The sequence below is a fragment of the Bacteroides sp. AF25-38AC genome, assembly GCF_003602995.1.
Classification (GTDB): Bacteria; Bacteroidota; Bacteroidia; order Bacteroidales; family Bacteroidaceae; genus Bacteroides; species Bacteroides uniformis.
This window is the reverse complement of the sequence record NZ_QTMD01000048.1, coordinates 1-18,951: the sequence shown is the minus strand read 5'-3', so window position 1 is coordinate 18,951 and position 18,951 is coordinate 1. Positions and strand designations below refer to the sequence as shown.

8 protein-coding genes and 1 pseudogene are annotated in these 18,951 nt (G+C 37.0%); 8 read left to right on the top strand and 1 reads right to left on the bottom strand.

Going from position 1 to position 18,951, the window contains the following annotated elements:
• The first annotated feature begins 37 nt into the window (after positions 1 to 37).
• Positions 38 to 346: a hypothetical protein gene (locus tag DWY55_RS20500; RefSeq protein WP_243633683.1), complete on the top strand. Its 309-nt coding sequence runs from the start codon at positions 38 to 40 to the stop codon at positions 344 to 346.
• 922 nt (positions 347 to 1,268) lie between these two features.
• Here DWY55_RS20500 and DWY55_RS20490 read toward each other — a convergent pair.
• Positions 1,269 to 2,318 (bottom strand): LacI family DNA-binding transcriptional regulator, encoded by a 1,050-nt coding sequence (locus DWY55_RS20490; RefSeq protein ID WP_120178325.1) that lies wholly within the window; start codon positions 2,316 to 2,318, stop codon positions 1,269 to 1,271.
• A 201-nt stretch (positions 2,319 to 2,519) separates the two neighbouring features.
• Between DWY55_RS20490 and DWY55_RS20485 the strand changes: the two genes are divergently transcribed.
• The 7 genes and pseudogenes from DWY55_RS20485 (at position 2,520) to DWY55_RS20455 (ending at position 18,846) form a co-directional block, all read left to right on the top strand.
• The gene (locus DWY55_RS20485; RefSeq protein WP_120178323.1) at positions 2,520 to 4,202 is read left to right on the top strand and encodes a sodium:solute symporter family protein; all 1,683 of its coding nucleotides are present in this window, start codon (positions 2,520 to 2,522) and stop codon (positions 4,200 to 4,202) included.
• Complete coding sequence (locus DWY55_RS20480; RefSeq protein ID WP_120178322.1) at positions 4,195 to 6,468, top strand: FAD-dependent oxidoreductase; 2,274 nt, start codon at positions 4,195 to 4,197, stop codon at positions 6,466 to 6,468. The genes DWY55_RS20485 and DWY55_RS20480 overlap by 8 nt, the downstream gene beginning before the upstream one ends.
• A gap of 46 nt (positions 6,469 to 6,514) precedes the next feature.
• Complete coding sequence (locus DWY55_RS20475; RefSeq protein WP_120178329.1) at positions 6,515 to 7,945, top strand: glycoside hydrolase family 30 protein; 1,431 nt, start codon at positions 6,515 to 6,517, stop codon at positions 7,943 to 7,945.
• A 278-nt stretch (positions 7,946 to 8,223) separates the two neighbouring features.
• Positions 8,224 to 10,755, top strand: a complete 2,532-nt coding sequence (locus DWY55_RS20470; protein WP_120178320.1) for a glycerophosphoryl diester phosphodiesterase — start codon at positions 8,224 to 8,226, stop codon at positions 10,753 to 10,755.
• A 759-nt stretch (positions 10,756 to 11,514) separates the two neighbouring features.
• Positions 11,515 to 12,792: pseudogene (locus DWY55_RS20465) on the top strand (IS5 family transposase).
• A 295-nt stretch (positions 12,793 to 13,087) separates the two neighbouring features.
• Positions 13,088 to 16,564: a hypothetical protein gene (locus DWY55_RS20460; RefSeq protein ID WP_120178318.1), complete on the top strand. Its 3,477-nt coding sequence runs from the start codon at positions 13,088 to 13,090 to the stop codon at positions 16,562 to 16,564.
• Between the two features lie 2 nt (positions 16,565 to 16,566).
• Positions 16,567 to 18,846 carry a GH92 family glycosyl hydrolase gene (locus DWY55_RS20455; RefSeq protein WP_120178317.1) on the top strand — a complete coding sequence of 760 codons (2,280 nt, stop codon included), beginning with the start codon at positions 16,567 to 16,569 and terminating at the stop codon, positions 18,844 to 18,846.
• Positions 18,847 to 18,951: the final 105 nt, after the last annotated feature.

Here is an 18,951-nt window from a genome sequence, read left to right as displayed (position 1 = left end):
TGTAGCAAAAGTAAGGAGGGAAAATGAACTGTAGAAGATGTACTTACTTAGGCGCTTACCGTTCATCAAAGTTTACTATCGTGAAGAGGAATCCGGGTGCGGCGTGTTCTATACCAATGATGTAGCCGGTGAGTATTTCCCTGAGAGGTACTACTTGGATTCCTGTGGTGATGATTCGGAGTATTTCAGAACCATTGAAGCGGCGACTGAATATATATCAGGAATTGTCGGGAAGAAAGTGGAACCAGAGAAGAACGCCATAGAAGAGGCACTGAACGAGTATATGGAGGAGAAAGGCGATGATGATGTCTGGTATTCTTTTCATGAGTTTACTGTAGTGGAATAGACGCTGATTAAATTTGAAGGGAAGTTAAGGTTAGACTTAGCTTCTCTTTTTTTCTGCCTCAAGGAACAGGAGGGACAGGAGGAAAGCGGACATTAAATTTTCAATCTTTAGAAATGTGTATGCAATATTTTAGATTCAGTAGTAAGTTCTCCCTTACATTCCTTCGGCTCATCTATACATGTTATAAGAATATCTTTAACTCTACGCTCTTGAAGGCTTGTAAGCATAGAACCAGACGCTTGTATCCTCGTTTCTTGATATATAAATACCAAGCAGCTCTTTATGCCCTCTCTGTCAATATTTAGTACATTATATATTGCACGGTTTACAGCTCAGCTACGCTCATCTGTACTTTATAATGAATAGCGCCCATTCAAATTATAGGATGGACAGAATCAAGTATCTGTGATTTCTATGCTTTTATTTCCGGAAATACAAGGCCGATAATAGTGCTGATAGTGTCTGCTGGAACATGCCCCCAGATTTATTATCTAATCTCATGTGTGCTGTTTCCAAGTGTATATAGGCCAATTATACGGTTGGCGATACCTTCTGATAGAATAGTTTCACATTTCTTGATGAGCTAGAAGTTGAAACTTGAATTACGATCACGGGGGGAGATGCAGTCTCTCGTTCAATAGGGTCTGGGACCATTTCTGCATTTTACCATTGCAACGGTGTCAAGTTGATACCTCTCGTTCGTCCATTTCGTCTTTAAGAGCGGCATTGAGGTGCTTCCAATAAGGACATGAAACTTTCTTTTGTTCAAAAAAATATCGTTTTTTAGTTGTTTGATGGCCTTGTTATAGACACTTTCGAAATTAAATTCTACTTTCATAAAAATATGTTAGCAAAATTGATATTTTTCCCTTTGTAGTCACAGCCTGATTTGTAGCATTTCCATCTTTTAGACGATGATCTTTTAAGAATAAGAATCATCTTTTTGTTGCTTTTTCAAAGAAGATTCCCGAATATTTAATTTTGCATCTAATGTGATAATTTTGGGAGATAGTCTTTCATCCTGATTATTCTTTAATTGTTCGAGTAAAAGCTCGGCTGCCAGTTTCCCCATTTCAAAAGTTGGTTGTTCAACACTTGTTAGATTAGGTTCGATAATCATGGCCATTCTTGATTCTGTAAATCCAACAACAGCGATGTCTTCGGGAATTTTAATGCCATGCTTCTGTAGTGTTTTCATTGCTCCTATTGCCACTGGGTCATTTATGGCAAAAATTGCATCAGGTAGTTTTTTCATATCCAAAATCTGATAAGCAGCCATCACTCCGCATTCCATCATTACTCCTGTTGGGATAATCAAGTTGTCGGTGTAGGATAATCCATATTTCTTCAGGGCATCTAAATAGCCATTCATTCGTTGTTGAGAAAGTAGTAAATTCTCAGGCCCTGATAGATGTATAATGCGTTTGCAACCTTGCTTTATCAAATGTTCAACGGCATTGAAAGCCCATTTGTAATCATCGATAATAATGCTGGAAGCATTCAAGTTCTCACATATCCGATTAAAAAAAACTATTGGAAATTTTTTCTCCAGCATAGTAGAAAAAAACTCCATATTTTTCGTTTCCTTTGTAATAGAAACGATAATGCCGTCAACCATTTTTTCCTCAAGCATTTTCAAGTTAGCTAGTTCTTTCTCATATGATTCGTTGGATTGACAGATCAGGATATTGTATCCAACTTTGTTAAGTATAGATTGTATACCCATAATTACTTCAGGGAAGAAAGAATTAATGAATTCGGGTACAATCACGCCTACTGTCATCGAGTGCTGTTGCTTAAGGCTTAATGACATAGGATTGGGGCGGTAGTTTAGTTTTTGGGCTAAATCTAATATCGCCTTTCGTGTTTCCGGGTTTACATCCCATTTGTCAGAAAGCGCTCTTGATACGGTAGAAGTTGAAATCTTCAACTCTTTTGCAATATCTTTTATTGTTACTCGTTGTTTACTCATAGTTTTCTTAATTTAGTGAATAGAACAAAATTATATAAAAAAAGAGTACTTATCAACAATTTGCAAAAAAAAAAATCGGAAACGTTCCCGATATCGTTCCCGATGATTTAATCTTTAAATGGTTTGCTTTTAGTGTATTATATCTATATTTTTGTTCCCAAAAGAAGTGCCAAATCTCATTATTACACTTAAATAAATACCATGAATTTCTTAGATTACATTACCATTATTTTATTTTCAGCAGGAATTATCCTAATAGGGTTGACATTTGCAAAAAGAAGTAAAAAAAACATGAGGTCCTTTTTTGCTGCGGGAGGAGCTGTGCCTTGGCAAATGAGTGGGCTTTCTTTATTTATGGGATTTTTCTCTGCTGGCACTTTTGTCGTATGGGGATCCATAGCCTATTCATTGGGATGGGTGTCTATTACGATTCAATGGACAATGGCCATAGCTGGCTTTATTGTCGGTTTATTGATTGCACCTCGTTGGCATGAAACAGGCGTTTTAACAGCCGCAGAGTATATAACCAAGCGCTTCGACATTGAAACCCAAAAAGTATATACTTATTTATTTCTTTTTATTTCGTTATTTACTACCGGCTCATTCCTTTATCCGGTAGCTAAGATCATCGAAGTATCGACAGGACTCCCTTTAAACGCAAGTATATTACTAATTGGCGGTTTCTGTATATTATATGTTTCTGTAGGAGGACTGTGGGCTGTGATGTCTACCGATGTTTTACAGTTTGTAATCCTCACAGCGGTTGTTATTATTGTAGTACCTCTTGCGATTAACCATGTAGGCGGTGTTGAAGCTTTTGTAGATAGAGCTCCTGACAATTTTTTTGATTTAGCAGATAGTGATTATACTGTTGGGTTTATCATTGCCTTTGGTTTTTATAATGCTATTTTTTTAGGAGGCAATTGGGCATATGTACAACGGTATACTTGTGTTAAAAATAAAAAGAATTCCCGAAAAGTCGGATGGCTATTTGGACTATTATATATCATTAGTCCGCTGTTATGGATGCTCCCACCAATGTTGTACCGAGTTGTAAACACATCGCTTGGTGGATTAGACAATGAAGGTGCCTACTTATTGATGTGCAAAGAAGTACTTCCTACTGGTATACTTGGCTTAATGCTTGGCGGAATGATTTTTGCAACAGCAAGTTCGCTAAATGCTACCCTAAATATATCATCAGGTGTTATTACTAATGATATCTTCAAAAGATTACGTCCCCATAGTACGAGTACTATGCTAATGAAAGTGGCACGTATCTCTACCATTGGTATTGGGATATTAACCGTAATCATCGCTTTGTTAATTCCGTTGATGGGGGGGATTGTCAATGTAGTTATCAGTGTGGCGGCACTTACGGGGGTACCGTTGTATCTTCCCATTATTTGGTCACTTTTTTCTAAAAGGCAGGACAAGACTTCTGTTCTTACTACTACAATTTTCAGTTTGGCAGTAAACGTTTTTTTTAAATTTGTAGCACCTGTTTTATTCCATCTCTCTCTATCTAGAACAGAAGAAATGATATTGGGGGTTTTATTCCCTATTATATGTCTTGCATTATTTGAATATTACTATGACTTAGTACATAAGAAGAGTGTACAATATGAGCGCTATATTGCAATGCAGCAAATAGCACAAGGAATGACATTGGAAAAAGATAGCCTTGAAGTATCGGATAATAACGCTTATAGCTTGCGAATTATCGGATGTGGAGTTGGATTTATTGGTTTGGATATTATTTTGTTGGGAACTTTTTCACAGATAGGAAAAATATTAATTATATGTATTGGGATTTTCTTGCTACTTTTAGGAAGTTATATGATAAAAAAGAGTATTATTAAACTATACAAAAGCAATGATTAAGGAAGTATTTTCAATAGAAAAGCGAGAATTAAGTACTGTCCAACTCAAGACAGATTTTGTCATTACTGGAGGAGGCCTTTCTGGAGTGTGCGCGGCAATAGCGGCTGCAAGGTCCGGTATAAAAGTTGTGCTTATACAAGATAGGCCAGTGTTGGGAGGAAATGCATCAAGTGAAATAAGATTATGGATATTGGGTGCGACATCACATATGGGCAATAATAACCGCTGGTCACGTGAAGGTGGTATTATTGATGAAATATTGGTAGAAAATATATATAGGAATAAAGAAGGGAACCCAATCTTGTTGGATACCGTTATTCTCGAAAAAGTGATGAAAGAGAAAAATATAATCCTACTATTGAATACTGCCGTATACAATATTGAAAAAGAAGGGAAAAGCATTCGTAAGGTTATGGCTTTTTGTAGTCAAAACCAAACATTCTACAATGTTGAAGGGACACTTTTTTGTGACGCATCGGGAGATGGGGTGGTAGCCTATATGGCGGGGGCCTCTTTTAGAATTGGAGCGGAGGATGAATTGGTGTATGGTGAGCGGTTTGCTCCAGACACCAAGGAATATGGTGATTTGCTGGGACATTCTATTTACTTTTATAGCAAAGATATTGGCAAACCTGTCAAGTTTGTTGCACCAGAATACGCTTTAAAAGAAATTAGTCGTATTCCACGTATTCAACAAGTTAGAGCGGACGAGCATGGATGCAAATATTGGTGGTTGGAATACGGAGGTCGTTTGGATACCATACATCAGACAGAAGATATTAAATGGGAGTTGTGGCGTGTTGTATATGGAGTATGGGATTACATTAAAAATTCAGGAAAATTCCCAGAAGCGGAGAATCTTACCCTAGAATGGGTTGGTATTATTCCTGGTAAAAGAGAAAGTCGCCGTTTTCTAGGTTATTATACATTAAAACAACAGGATATTGTTGAACAAACGCATTTTGAGGATGCGATTGCTTTTGGTGGGTGGGCGATTGATTTGCATCCTGCTGATGGAGTATATAGCGAAAAGGAAGGATGTATACAATATCATTCCAAAGGAGTTTATGAGATACCGTATAGATGCTTTGTGAGTAAAGATATTAATAATTTGTTTTTTGCAGGGCGCAATATTAGCACTTCACATGTAGCGCATGGATCAAGTAGAGTGATGGCGACTTCAGCTTTCGGAGGGCAAGCCGTAGGTGTAGCTGCAGCTCAATGCATTAGAAAAGGTCTATTGCCTGAAAATATTCTGGGAACAGATGAGATGAACGAGTTGCAGCAGTCACTTAACATTATGGGGCAAAGTATTCCTTATATCGCTATCAGTCCTAAAAATAACAAGGCTTGTTTGGCAAAGGTAGAAGCATCTAGCCAACTCGTTCTAAATCATATTCCTTTTGACGGACCTTGGAATAAGCTTGATTTTTCAACAGCACAAATGTTACCATTAAGCAAAAATGAGAAATATACTTTTACCATTCAAACAAAAGCAGATAAAGATACAGTGTTGGATGTGGAATTACGTTGTTCAATCAAACCTGGAAACTACACTCCGGATCTTATAGTAGATAAGCAAAGGATAAATGTACATAAAGGAGTACAAAATGTAAATATTAATTTTTCAAAAGGCTTGCCGATAAGTCAATATGGTTTTATCACTTTCTTACGAAATGATAGTGTTGAAATACGCATGAGCGAAGAGCGTTATACTGGAATCGTCTCTGTTTTCAATAAATTTAATAAAGCTGTCAATAATAACGGAAAGCAAATACCTCCTCCAAACACAGGAATTGAAGCGTTTGAATTCTGGTGCCCAGATAGACGGCCAAAAGGAAATAACATTGCGATGAGAATTTATCCTGGCATTGATACTTTTGCTCCCATAAATTGTATAAATGGGTATATACGGCCAACAACAATGACAAATGCTTGGGTTGCTTCAATGGATGATAAATCTCCGACAATAGAATATACTTGGGATACTCTTCAAACGATTAATAGATTACATCTGTACTTCGATACTGATTACGATCATGCTATGGAATCTGTACAATTGGAGCATCCCGAAAATGTAATGCCTTTTTGTGTGAGAACATATCAAATAATCGATAAAGAAGGAGTGGTGCTTTTTGAAAAAAAAGATAATCACCAAACTATTAATGTAATTGATTTAAATGTGCAGACTGATTGTATAAAAATTAAACTAGAACAGCCACTTCCCTATGTGCCCGCTGCATTATTTCAAATTTATATTGAATAGAATAAACAATGATATTTATTGGTTAAAAACATTAAAAATAAGACTTATGAGAAAAATCATTTATTTATTAATAACAGTTCTAAATTTTCCGATAGGAGTTGAAGCTTCATCGCAAGTATCTCTTAATTCAAGACAAAAAGTAACCGTTTATGAAACGGCCAAAGATACAACGACTAGATTAACGAATACCTTGTCACTAACTTTTGTTGAAAAGATCCCGATAAAAGAATCTGTAGCTGCAATTTTTATAGATACTACTAAAACTTTTCAAACGATTGTCGGCTTTGGCGGTGCATTTACTGATGCGTCTGCTGAGACATTCTATAAATTGCCTAGAAAAATGCAACAAGAATTCATAAATGCTTATTATGATAAAGGTAAAGGTATAGGCTATTCTATCGGAAGAGTACCTATTAATAGTTGTGATTTTTCTAGTAGTTCTTACACTTATGTGAAAGAAAATGATGTGTCGCTATCTTCTTTTGATATTTCAGTAGATAAAAGGTATAAAATCCCATTCATTAAAGAAGCATTAACTCAAGCAGGTACATTGATTATGTATGGAACTCCATGGTCTCCACCCGCTTGGATGAAAACCAACAATAATATGCTCAGAGGTGGAAAACTTAAAGATGAATATGCCAGTGTGTGGGCTAAGTACTATGTAAAGTTTATAGATGCCTATGAAAAAGAAGGAATTCCAATGTGGGGGATTTCCGTACAAAACGAACCTGCTTCTGTGCAACGATGGGAATCGTGTATTTACACGGCAGAGCAAGAACGAGATTTTATAAAAAAACATCTGGGACCTACCATGTGGCAAGCGGGTATGGCAGATAAAAAGATTATTGCTTGGGATCATAATCGAGGACTTATGCATCAGCGTGCTATGACGATATACAATGATCCGGATGCTGCGAAATACGTATGGGGAATCGGTATTCACTGGTATACAGGACATCACTTCGAAAATGTAGGTATTACTAAAGAGGCCTATCCTGATAAACATATTATTTTCACAGAAGGTTGTAATGAAGCTTTCAGGACTGATCGACTGAGTGATTGGAAACTAGGGGAGCGTTATGGAATATCAATAATCAATGATTTAAATGGTGGCGTTTGCGCCTGGACGGATTGGAATATATTACTTGATGAGAAAGGAGGACCGAATCATGTAGGAAATTATTGTTTTGCTCCCATACATGGAGATACTCAAACCGGAGAATTAATATATACTAATGCCTATTATTACATTGGACATTTCTCCAAATTCATTCGTCCAGGAGCTAAACGGGTATTGAACTCTACAACAAATGACGATTTGCTAGTTACCGCTTTTTGCAATGAAGACCAATCATTGGTAGTTGTAGTACTGAATAAAAGTGAAAAAAAATTACCTCTTGATATATGGCTAAACAATCAAGCGGTTCAAAATATAGTGAAGCCGCGTTCTATTTACACATATGTTATTAAGTGAATATAGAAGGTGTATTTGCTTTTTTAGCATAAGAATATTATATGACTTATTATAGTTGGTTTATTAGTATAACTTATTATATTAGAGTGCTAAAGAAGTGCAACATTAATATTGAATATGATTGCGGTAATATAATAAAAGTGTCTTTAGAATTATGCTTAAATTGATTTTCTGGGTAGATGTAAAAACTCCTAAGAATTCTCAATTCTACGATGGATAAAGACGCATAGAGAGAACTATCAAAATGATAGAATAGTCAAAAGATAAAAATAGGGAGGATGATAATGATTGAAAAATATGTATACAGATTTATTTCAGTAACACTACTTTTGCTCTTTTGGGCAGGAAAAGCGTATGCGCAACAATCTATAAAACTGTCGAATGGGACACTTAGTTTGGAATGGAGGAAAGGACAAGTGGGGTGGATGCTTGCTGTTTGCCAAGTTAGGCAAGGGAATAAATTCGTTTCTTTCGGTAAAGAATCTGGGTTATGTTCGTTGTTATATAGTAAAGAGAAGCCTTCAGAAGCGCCATTATCAGTTGTTCAAGATGGTGACACATTGTATTTTCCCGAAAAAAAGTTCAAGTACGTTTATCCTAAATTTCAAAAAGCAATAGCCGCTGTACCAATGAATAAAGCAGGAATCCGGGAAACGTTTTATCCTGCTGTTGCTCAAAAAGAGGGAAAGTCTATTCGCTTTAGGCAAGAAACTAGTTATGGAGACTATACTGCAATTTGGCGATTATGCAAAGATTTCCCCACAGATATTATAGTGGACTTGTCTTTTACCGCATCTAAAGATGGATTTTATTCACTCCCTTCTCCTACAGTTTGTACAATTACGGAAGATGAATTACAATGGGGTATTATTCCAGGGTTCTTTCAGGGAAATGAAATACAACCTGCATTTCAATTGTCTTATGCTTATGCACAGGGATTACCAGCTTATCCAGTGCTGTGTCGGGAAAGCACACTGACTACTTTGGCGTCCATAATTAGTAATAAAAGCGGAATAACGTTGGCTGTCATTCCTGACCCTGGTCAGGATAGAAACCCTTACTCAATAGATAAGGAAACGCATAATAGTATATGGAACATAGCTTTATCACATATGAATAGTGACGCGCATTTATCACCCACGGCCTATCATCCTGTATTGGGTGAGAATCAATCCTTCTTAAAAGCTGGTGAATGCACACAATTTAGTTTTAGAATAACGTTGGCTGATTCAGACTGGTATTCCGTATATAAGCATGCCATATATGATGTATATGAGTTTAAGAAAATATTGAATTTGAAAGATACTAAATTATCCCTTACTAATAGGTTGTTTATGCTGTATGATTATGTCTTAAATGAGAAGACAGCATTATGGAATTTTAAAGAATATCAGGGGGATACGATAGCAGCACAATCTTATATGAGTGGCGTTGTAGGAGCAGATAACGATGCTATGAAAAATTCGGATATAGGTGCAGTCTGGATGTTGGCAAAAATAACAGGTGATGAGTCCTTAAATAAAAACAAATTGCCATACATTGAAAAATTTAAGATGCATCAACAAGTTAAAGACGGTTTTTTTAAAGGAGTAGCGGAAGGACAATATTACTTATGGAAAAAGAAAATATTTACAGAAGAATGGGGAACTCACATTGAACCGATAGGTCTCACCTATTATACATTAATGGATTTAGGAAATATTCTGTTGTTCGAACCTGAAAAGCAGGAGTTGAAAACTTTGTTGAAAAATGGAGCAGATCGCTTGCTAGCGTGGCAACAGACTGACGGCAGTTGGATGATGGCATATGATAAGAAAACTCATGCTCCAATTTATACAGATTTGCAAGATTTGCGGCCTACTTTTTACGGAATGTTAATAGCTTATCGACTTTTAAAGAATCGTGAATATTTGAATGCGGCGGAAAAAGGTGCCCAGTGGCTTATCAAGGAAGGAATAAATAAGGGACATTTTACTGGCGTTTGCGGAGATGTACGTTTTGTAAATGACTTTGCAACTATCCAATGTGCGCAAGCTCTTCTTGATTTATATGAGGTAACTAATAAGAAAGAATATCTTGAAAAATCTATTGAGGCGGCTCGAATGTATACTTCATCCATCTATACTCATCCTATACCTACACAAGACATAAAGATAAGAAAAGGGAAATTCTGGGAAGATTGGCAGTTCTCTCAGAATGGGTTATGTTTTGAACATGGTGGTGCAATGGGATCTGCTGTCGATCATGGTCCAATTTTATTGCTCAGCCATTGTAGTCTATTCTTAAAAATGTATCAGTTGACCAATGATACTTTATTTCTTGATATGGCAAGGGCTGGTGCTTTGGGTAGAGATGCTTTTGTTAACTCAACTACTGGTGTTGCATCCTATTATTGGAAGAATTTTGATCAAGGAGCAGGTAATTTTCCCCATCATGCTTGGTGGCAGATTGGATGGATATATGACTATCTGATTTCTGAGGTTGAATTAAGGTCAGAAGGTCGTGTGAAATTTCCACGAGGGTTCATGACGCCTAAAGTTGGTTCACACAAAGCTCTGGGCTTTCAGGCTGGGCAAATTGATGGTGAAAAGATTGATTTGATGCTTCGCAGTGATCTTGTATTTGTGGATAATTCAAATGTAGACTATATTACTGCATCCGATGTGAATCAAAAAAAACTATATGTTTTTCTACTTAATAATCAAAGCAAGAGCAATAACATTAAGGTATACTTTCCAGATACGCAGACATATAAAAATATAACGATAGAGCCATGGGGCTTAGAAATAATTACGCATAATAAGGGATAGAAAACTATTGCTGTCCGGTAAAACTTTGTCATGATAGAAATTAGATGTTTTTTTTATTCCATTATAGATAAACTCGCATAAATGTCTTATAAAGGTATTTTAATGATTAATGTTTCCATTTGTACACAGCACAAAATAACAAGTCGATTTTTGCAAACACAATATGATTTACTATATATGAGTCAAATATAAGGTTGCGATTTTTTTACCGGACAGCAATAATTGTAGGAATATTCAGTAAATGTCCTAAAAATAATGAGTTGGCATATGAAATGAGTAATTGTACTAGTTTTATATGCTGACTTTATTGTAGATTCCCATTCCACGATCTGAATTTCCTCAGTCGGTGCATGACGCTTCGGAAGAAGCCTGTAGACTTTTTCTGTAAACATTCGAAGAAATGCACATTGCCCCCCCCCTCTAGGGCTTGATTGTATTTTGCGCTCGCAATAGTAATCAAGCCCTAATTGTAATGAACCGATCAGAATTTGAGGAATTAGAGTTGTAGGTGTAACAAAGTGGCCTGCCATTGAAGTGGTACTTATAATGGGTAGGTGTAAGTTTTCAACTTATTACTATTGGCGTAAAAAATGTTCTGCCGACAAAGATTGTCTTAAACAGGAGTAGGTCTCAGCCTGTTTAAAATAGTCGTCCCTTAAAAGAGACCTTCAGCGCTGATATTCAGAAATTTAATACGTATAATTCTTCGATGAATCTGCAAGTATTCTTATCTTTACATTAAGAAACTTGCAGGTTTTTATGATAAAAAAGCCCCATAATAGCTCTTCTTTATTCAGCAATTTATCTGATATGCTGAACCAATCGCACCCACTGTACAAGTTGGCAGACCAGATAGATTGGAAGAAATTTGATGACGCTTTCCTCCCTTTGTATTGTCAGAACAATGGTCGTCCCGGCAAGCCGATCCGCTTGATGTGCGGTTTGTTGATCCTCAAACACCTCCGTAATCTGTCCGACGAATCCGTAGTAGAGCAATGGAGCGAGAACGCTTATTATCAGTATTTTTGCGGTATGCAGGAGTTTACTCCCTCTGCCCCATGTGCATCTTCCGAATTGGTTCATTTCCGTAACCGTATCGGTGAAAGCGGTGTCGAGCTTATTTTTCAGGAAAGTATCCGTGTGAACAATAAAGATGACGACAAGCGTCATCACGATACAGCCTTTATCGATTCTACCGTCCAAGAAAAGAACATCACCTTCCCTACTGATGCGAAGTTGCATAAAAAGATAGTGAACAAAGTACTTGACATCGTGCATAAACTGGCACTTCCTCTTCGACAAAGCTATACCTTTGTCTTGAAGCGTATCTATCGCGACCAACGTTTCCGAAATCATCCCAAGAATCGAAACAAGGCTCTTAAGGCAGACAGGAAATTGCGGACAATAGCGGGAAGACTGGTCCGGGAACTCAAACGTAATCTTGGGAATAACCATGACTACGACAAGCTGCTTGGAGTATTTGAAGCCATCCTTTCGCAAAAGCGTAACAGTCAGAAAAAGATTTATTCCATCCATGAACCTGAAGTGCAATGTATCAGTAAGGGTAAGGAACATAAAAAGTATGAATTTGGCAACAAGGTATCTGTCATACGTTCCGCTACCGGCATCATCCTCGGAGCCATGGCCTTTCGTAATGAATATGACGGTCATACGATAGAAGCATCTCTGAAACAGGTTGAGCGTCTGACAAAGAGAAAGATCAAGATGCTTGCAGGTGACAAGGGGTATCGTGGCAAGAAAGAAATTAGCGGAACAAAGATTTTAATACCGGATACTCCCAAGAAATCGGACAGCCGATGTCAGAGATTGAAGAAACACAAATTGCTCTGCAAGCAGGTAGATATAGAGCCAACTATCTGATCATCGTTTAGATTGCAACTTTAGAGTGAGGGGAGACGTTATAAACACATTGCTTGCGGCGGCTACCAACAACTTCCAAAGAACGATGAAGTTCTTTGGAACTTTATCAAAAAGATCAGCGAGATACAGCTTGCTGACAATATCTCGCCTGAATGAATTTTTGGGGATGACTAAAATACTTTTCTGCTATTGTTGCTTATTCCTTTTTAAGAAAAAACGCTATTGATACTGAATTCATCAATGATGGGCAATTAGAGATTTTCTGATGTTATGTTGAGTTTATGTTATGTAACAAGCATATAGTTTGTCGGGAACGATTGCGGTTTCGTTCCCGATGATTTTATGTGAAAAATGTTTGTTGCCAATGTCTTATATTTATACCTTTGATTCAAAATTTATTTTTTGGAGACCTGAAGAAACAAAGTGCAAAACCTGCTAATTATTATTGTATATGAGAATGTCAAATTTCAGATGTTACGTTTTATTGATTTTAGCCTTTTCTTTTTTATACACTTATGCTCAAAAAAGAGAAGTAAACCAGGAATCGTATTTTTTAGTGCCAGAAAGTTTTTGTGATTTTGGTTCATGGCGAATTGAAACTGGAGGGGATTTGGGGTACACTCTCGTTGGAGTAAATCCACAATCACCTCGTAGTGCGTCTCCGGCAATAGCGAAAATAGGCATTAAAAACACGGGGGAATATAGAATATGGGTACATGCTAGAGACTTTACTTATCAACCTGGCAGTCGCTATTTTAACCTTATGGTCAATGATATATTATCGCCAGTAACCTTTGGCAAGCATGGAAAGAATAAATATCAGTGGACAGATGGAGGTATTTATAATCTAAAGGCAGGTGAGAACATTGTTAAATTAATAGATACTTCAGCCTTCTATGCTCGATGTGACGGTATATTAATTACTGCTGATCTTAAGGCTACTCCGTCTGATGATTATGAGACCCTTATAAAACAGGCCCCCCCCGAAGGACTTTCCAAAAATATGGAAAGTCAATTGTTCCCAACATGGGCAAAGGCAGATCTTCTTCCTGAAAATTCTTTGATACTTGAAAACAGTCGAGTAAAAGTTGTTTTTTATCAGGTGAAAGATAAAAAATATGGTAAGTTCGTCCAAAACGAAATCTACATAAAGGATAATGGGCAATGGATAAAAGTCAAAGATAAAACAGAAGAGCACGGGTATTTGATGCTAAAAGCTGCCAAAAGTTGCACAGGACATTGGATACAAGATTATGCTTTCTTCAATCAACTAATTAGTGTAGGTGAAACAATGTTGCCTATTAAGACTGATAATGTCTATAAATCGGCTTTGTCTACTTGGCTGATTCCTAACGGTATGGAACGTATCGCAAAAGGCAAGGTGTTACTTACGTTTAATACCTTCAATGAGAATTCAGATGAGTCGATAAGTGTTATATGGCAGTTAGATGAGGGTGAGGCGGATCCTAAAGTAACGCTTGATGCGATATTTCACAAAGATGGAGCCTATTCATTTGGACTTTTTTCGGGTAGAGAGTACGCAGATGATGAATATGAAAGTGCATTGGCTCCTTTTCGTATTATGAATAAAAGGATACCAGAAGCGCCTAAGCTTATTACTGAACATTACTTGTCGACCCCGATGGGAAGTGTTTCTTTACCTGTGAACAATACGATCAGTCAAAAACCTTTCACTACAGCCATAGTTGTAGATCCTGGATGTTTAGCAAGAGGGTATGTATACCGTGAGACTGCCAGGATGGGAATTTGTATGCGTGGCCCAGAAGGAGGCGTCCGTGGAAACTTGTTCGCTCCACTTTTGGGTTCCGAGTATTGCACGTTCAAAGCGGGTAGCAAATATAGAATCTCATATTACGTAATCAACCGCTTGGGTGATTGGTTTGATACGTATAAGCACATCGCTCAAGATATTTTCAATGTGCACGATTATCGTTCTAATTATTATACATCCTTGAACGAAGCAATTTATAACACGACAGATCTTATGATGGACGACCGATATGGAGGGTGGGATCCGGTCGATAAAGCCCATTATAATATGGAGGAAAAAGACTTGACTTCGGTGGCTAATCCCATGACTGCCATGCAGCGTTATCTTCTTACTGAGAACGAGGAAATATTGACAAAACGTGCTATACCAACTGTTGCTAATCTGCTTACCCGCGAGCGACTGCATTTTAAGCGATTTGATAGCAAAGGAGGTGCAAACTACTTAGGCGGTGTAAAAAAACCTGCATCTATTGGAAAGCCTATCCAAGGATATAATCTAAATGTTTTCGGTGGTTTGTATGAGATGAGTCATGGATTGACCCCTTCACTCTTGGCCATAGGTATTGATAAAGCCGATCACGTAATCAACCAATATGGAAATATTCCCGCTTTTTCAAATGATTTATCATTGTATCATTACACTGGTGAAGAAAAGTATTTAGACCTGGCGAAAAAAAAGGCCGATAAGTATCTGCAAGAAGTAGTTTATGGTAATAAATTTAATGCAGAGACCCCTGGCTTTTCCACATTTATTAACATATCTTACTATCCTAATTTGGCTTCACTCCTTGACATTTATCAAATAACCAAGGAACAACGTTATCTTGATGCGGCAATAAGAACAGGACAATTGCTTTCAACAACAGTTTGGGTGCCGGGGATAGATGGAAATAAAGGTACTACGCCATATGTTATCAATCCGAAAAAAACCTTGGAACGTCCTTTTATGTTAGGACATAACTTTTGGTGGCATGGTTCTAAACAATGGCGGCTCGGAAATCCTTATGGAGTAATAGCTCCTCCACGTGAAAGTAAGGTCTCGTTGGAAGGAGATACTGTTCCGGGATGGTTACCGGCAAGGGTGGGACTCGGTTTGGAACAATGTTCTACTTTTAACGAAGCACTCAATATTTATATGAATACTTGGGCTGGTGACATGATGAAACTGGCAGCATTGTCAGGTGAAGAATATTTTGCAGTCGTGGCAAAAAATGCGATTATCGGACGTTTTGGTAATTATGCAGGCTATTATCAGAATAGGTATATCACTCATCAGATGAGGGCGAATTACCCTTATAAGGGTCCTGATTTAACAAGTATTTATTTTCATCACATTCCGGTATTCCTTACTATGCTTGAAGATTTTCTCATCAATCAGGTGTGGAAAATGTCGAACATGAAAATCGAATTCCCGGCTATTCGTCAACAGGGATATGCTTACTTCAATTCTAACCAGTATGGATTTAAATCTGGTAGATTTTACGATATAAGTGATGTATGGTTATGGAATGACAGGAATATAATTGAACCCGATTCGAAAGAAATCAATTATCTGCCGGCACGTAAGAATGGACTTTTAGCAGTTGCACTTGTTAATGAAGCTGACCAAGTTACTACTACTACTATTACGCTTGGTGCAAATATAGGCAAAGGAAGACACTTTTCTGGAAAAGGTGTCCTTTATGAACAAGACGGAACAAAAAAAGTAATAGATGTGTGTAATGGCAAATTTACTATAACGATTCCTCCTAAGGGAATGCAGTCGATTGCCATTCCCATCCCTACGATAAAGGCCCCCCAGTATGCGAAAGTAGGATATAATCGGGGGAAGGTACAGATGGATAAGACTATTGCTATGCACAGCCGTGGAAAGGCATATCTTTTGCAATTCAATCCTAATGAATATTTTGCTTATGTGTACATTACTGACTTGCCCAAAGATACTAAAAAAATGAAACTTCATTATAAGGTGGGTAAAAAACGGTCTACAATAGAAGTAAATCAGTATCCGTTCGAAACCATTGTAAAGGTAGATGATATTACGAAGGATTTCTCTTATGATATCGAAATACTAAAAAACGATGGAAGTAGTGAGAGTATTCAGGGAAATACATTAAAATCATTAGCAATTAGATAAATATGGTGAAATATATCTTATTTTTATTTTTGTTGGTTGTTTCTTGGCAGGCAAATGCACAATCTCATCAACTAGTAGATTATGTTGATCCACTAATGGGGACTTTTTCACGAATGGAGTTATCTGCAGGTAATACATATCCTACAGTATGTGTCCCTTTTGGAATGCATAATTGGGCACCTCATACAGGTAAAATAGGTGATAATTTTTTATATACATATCACAATAACTTTATTTATGGTTTTAGACAAACGCACCAAGCCAGTCTATGGATTGGTGATTATGGACAGTTCTCTGTTATGCCTGTTGTACGAAAAGATCAATTCACACAGGAGGGACGAAAAAGTTGGTATTCACATAAGACTGAAATAGCCAAGCCTTATTATTATTCGGTATATTTGGGTGATCATCAGGCTAATGTAGAGTTTGCTCCTACTGAACGTGCTGCAAAATTTAGATTTACTTTTCAAGTAGTAGATAGTACTTATATTGTTATTGACGCATTTAATAAAGGTTCTTATGTGAAAATTATTCCTGAGCAGCGAAAGATAATTGGTTATTCTACTACTAGTGCGGGTGGAACACCCAAAAACTTTAAAAATTATTTTGTTTTCATATTTGACAAACCTTTCGCCGAATGTGATGTTTGGAGTAAAGAAAAATTATATGAGAACCAACTAAATATAAATGGTGAGCATGTGGGCGCAATAGTTCGTTTTAAGTTGAAAAAAGGCGAAAAAATAGGTGTCAATGTGGCCTCCTCATACATAGATTTAGAACAGGCAGAACTTAATTTGACACGCGAGATAAGTAAAGATTCTTTTGAACAAGTAGTGGATAAAGCAAAAGAACGATGGGAGAACGAATTACAGCGTATTAAAGTATCGGGTGGAACAGATAGTCAATATAGGACATTTTATTCCTGTTTATATCGCACCCTAATTTTCCCTCGAAAATTTTACGAAATAAACAAGAAAGGGGAAGTTGTTCATTATAGTCCATATAAAGGGCGAGTACTACGTGGATATATGTATTCTGACAATGGCTTTTGGGATACCTTTAGGGCACAGTTCCCATTAATGAACTTACTTTATCCGGAAATTGTGAGTGAAGTACTTCAAAGTATGGAGAATATTTATAAAGAAAGTGGGTGGCTTCCCGAATGGTTTAGTCCAGGACATCGTGATTGTATGATTGGATCGCACTCTGCATCTATTATTGCTGACGCTTATTTGAAAGGCATAAAAGGCTTTGATATGAACTTACTTTATGAAGCTATTCTAAAGAATACTCAAGGTGTTGGACCTGTTAGTTCGGTCGGTAGATTGGGAGCAACTGAATACAACACTCTTGGATATATTCCATACGATGTAGGCATCAACCAAAACGTATCCCGTACTTTAGAATATGCTTATGATGATTTTTGCATATATCAGTTAAGTAAAATGTTGAAGAAACCGAAACGGGAATTGGAGAAATACTATAAACGTAGCTTAAGTTATCGCAACTTATTTGATAAGGAAACGGAATTAATGCGCCCACGAAATAAAAGCGGAGAGTTTCTGCAAAATTTCAATCCATTTCGGTGGGGAGATCATTTTACTGAAGGAAATAGTTGGCAATATACTTGGTTTGTGCCTCACGATGTAGAAGGACTTATGCAATTGTATGGTGATAGACAGCAAGGATTGATAAAAATGGATTCGGTGTTTATTTTGCCACAAACATATGATATTTCCTTCTATAAAAGAGGGATTATCCATCTCATTCGTGAGATGCAAGCTGCTAATATGGGGCAATATGCACATTTGAATGAACCAATGCATCATATGTCTTATATGTTTAACTTTGGTCAACCATGGAGAACTCAGGAAATAGTCAGACTTATTATGGACAAACTATATGCCGCAACTCCCGATGGATATTGTGGTGATGAAGATAATGGACAGATGTCAGCATGGTATGTTTTCTCAGCAATAGGATTTTATCCTTTATGTCCTGTAACCAATGAATATGTATTCGGGAGTCCGCTATTCAGAAAGATAGAAATTACTCTTGGAAATGGGGAAAAAGTGTATATTGAAGCACCTAATAACTGCAAGGAGTATATTTATATAGATGATATACAAATTAACAACAAACCCTATTCGAAAAATTATTTTACTTATTCCGACATGAAAGAAGGCCTGAAAATAAAATTTCGTATGGCATCTCTGCCAAACAAGAGAAGAGGAATCGATCCCAAAGACTTTCCGTATTCATTGACAGGAAAGAATAATTAGAATATGTATAATATTATATCGACAGCTGGCTACTATATAATAACAATCATTAGTGTCCCGTTAAAATGGGACGAGTTAAACAATTAATCAAATAGCCCCGGAATA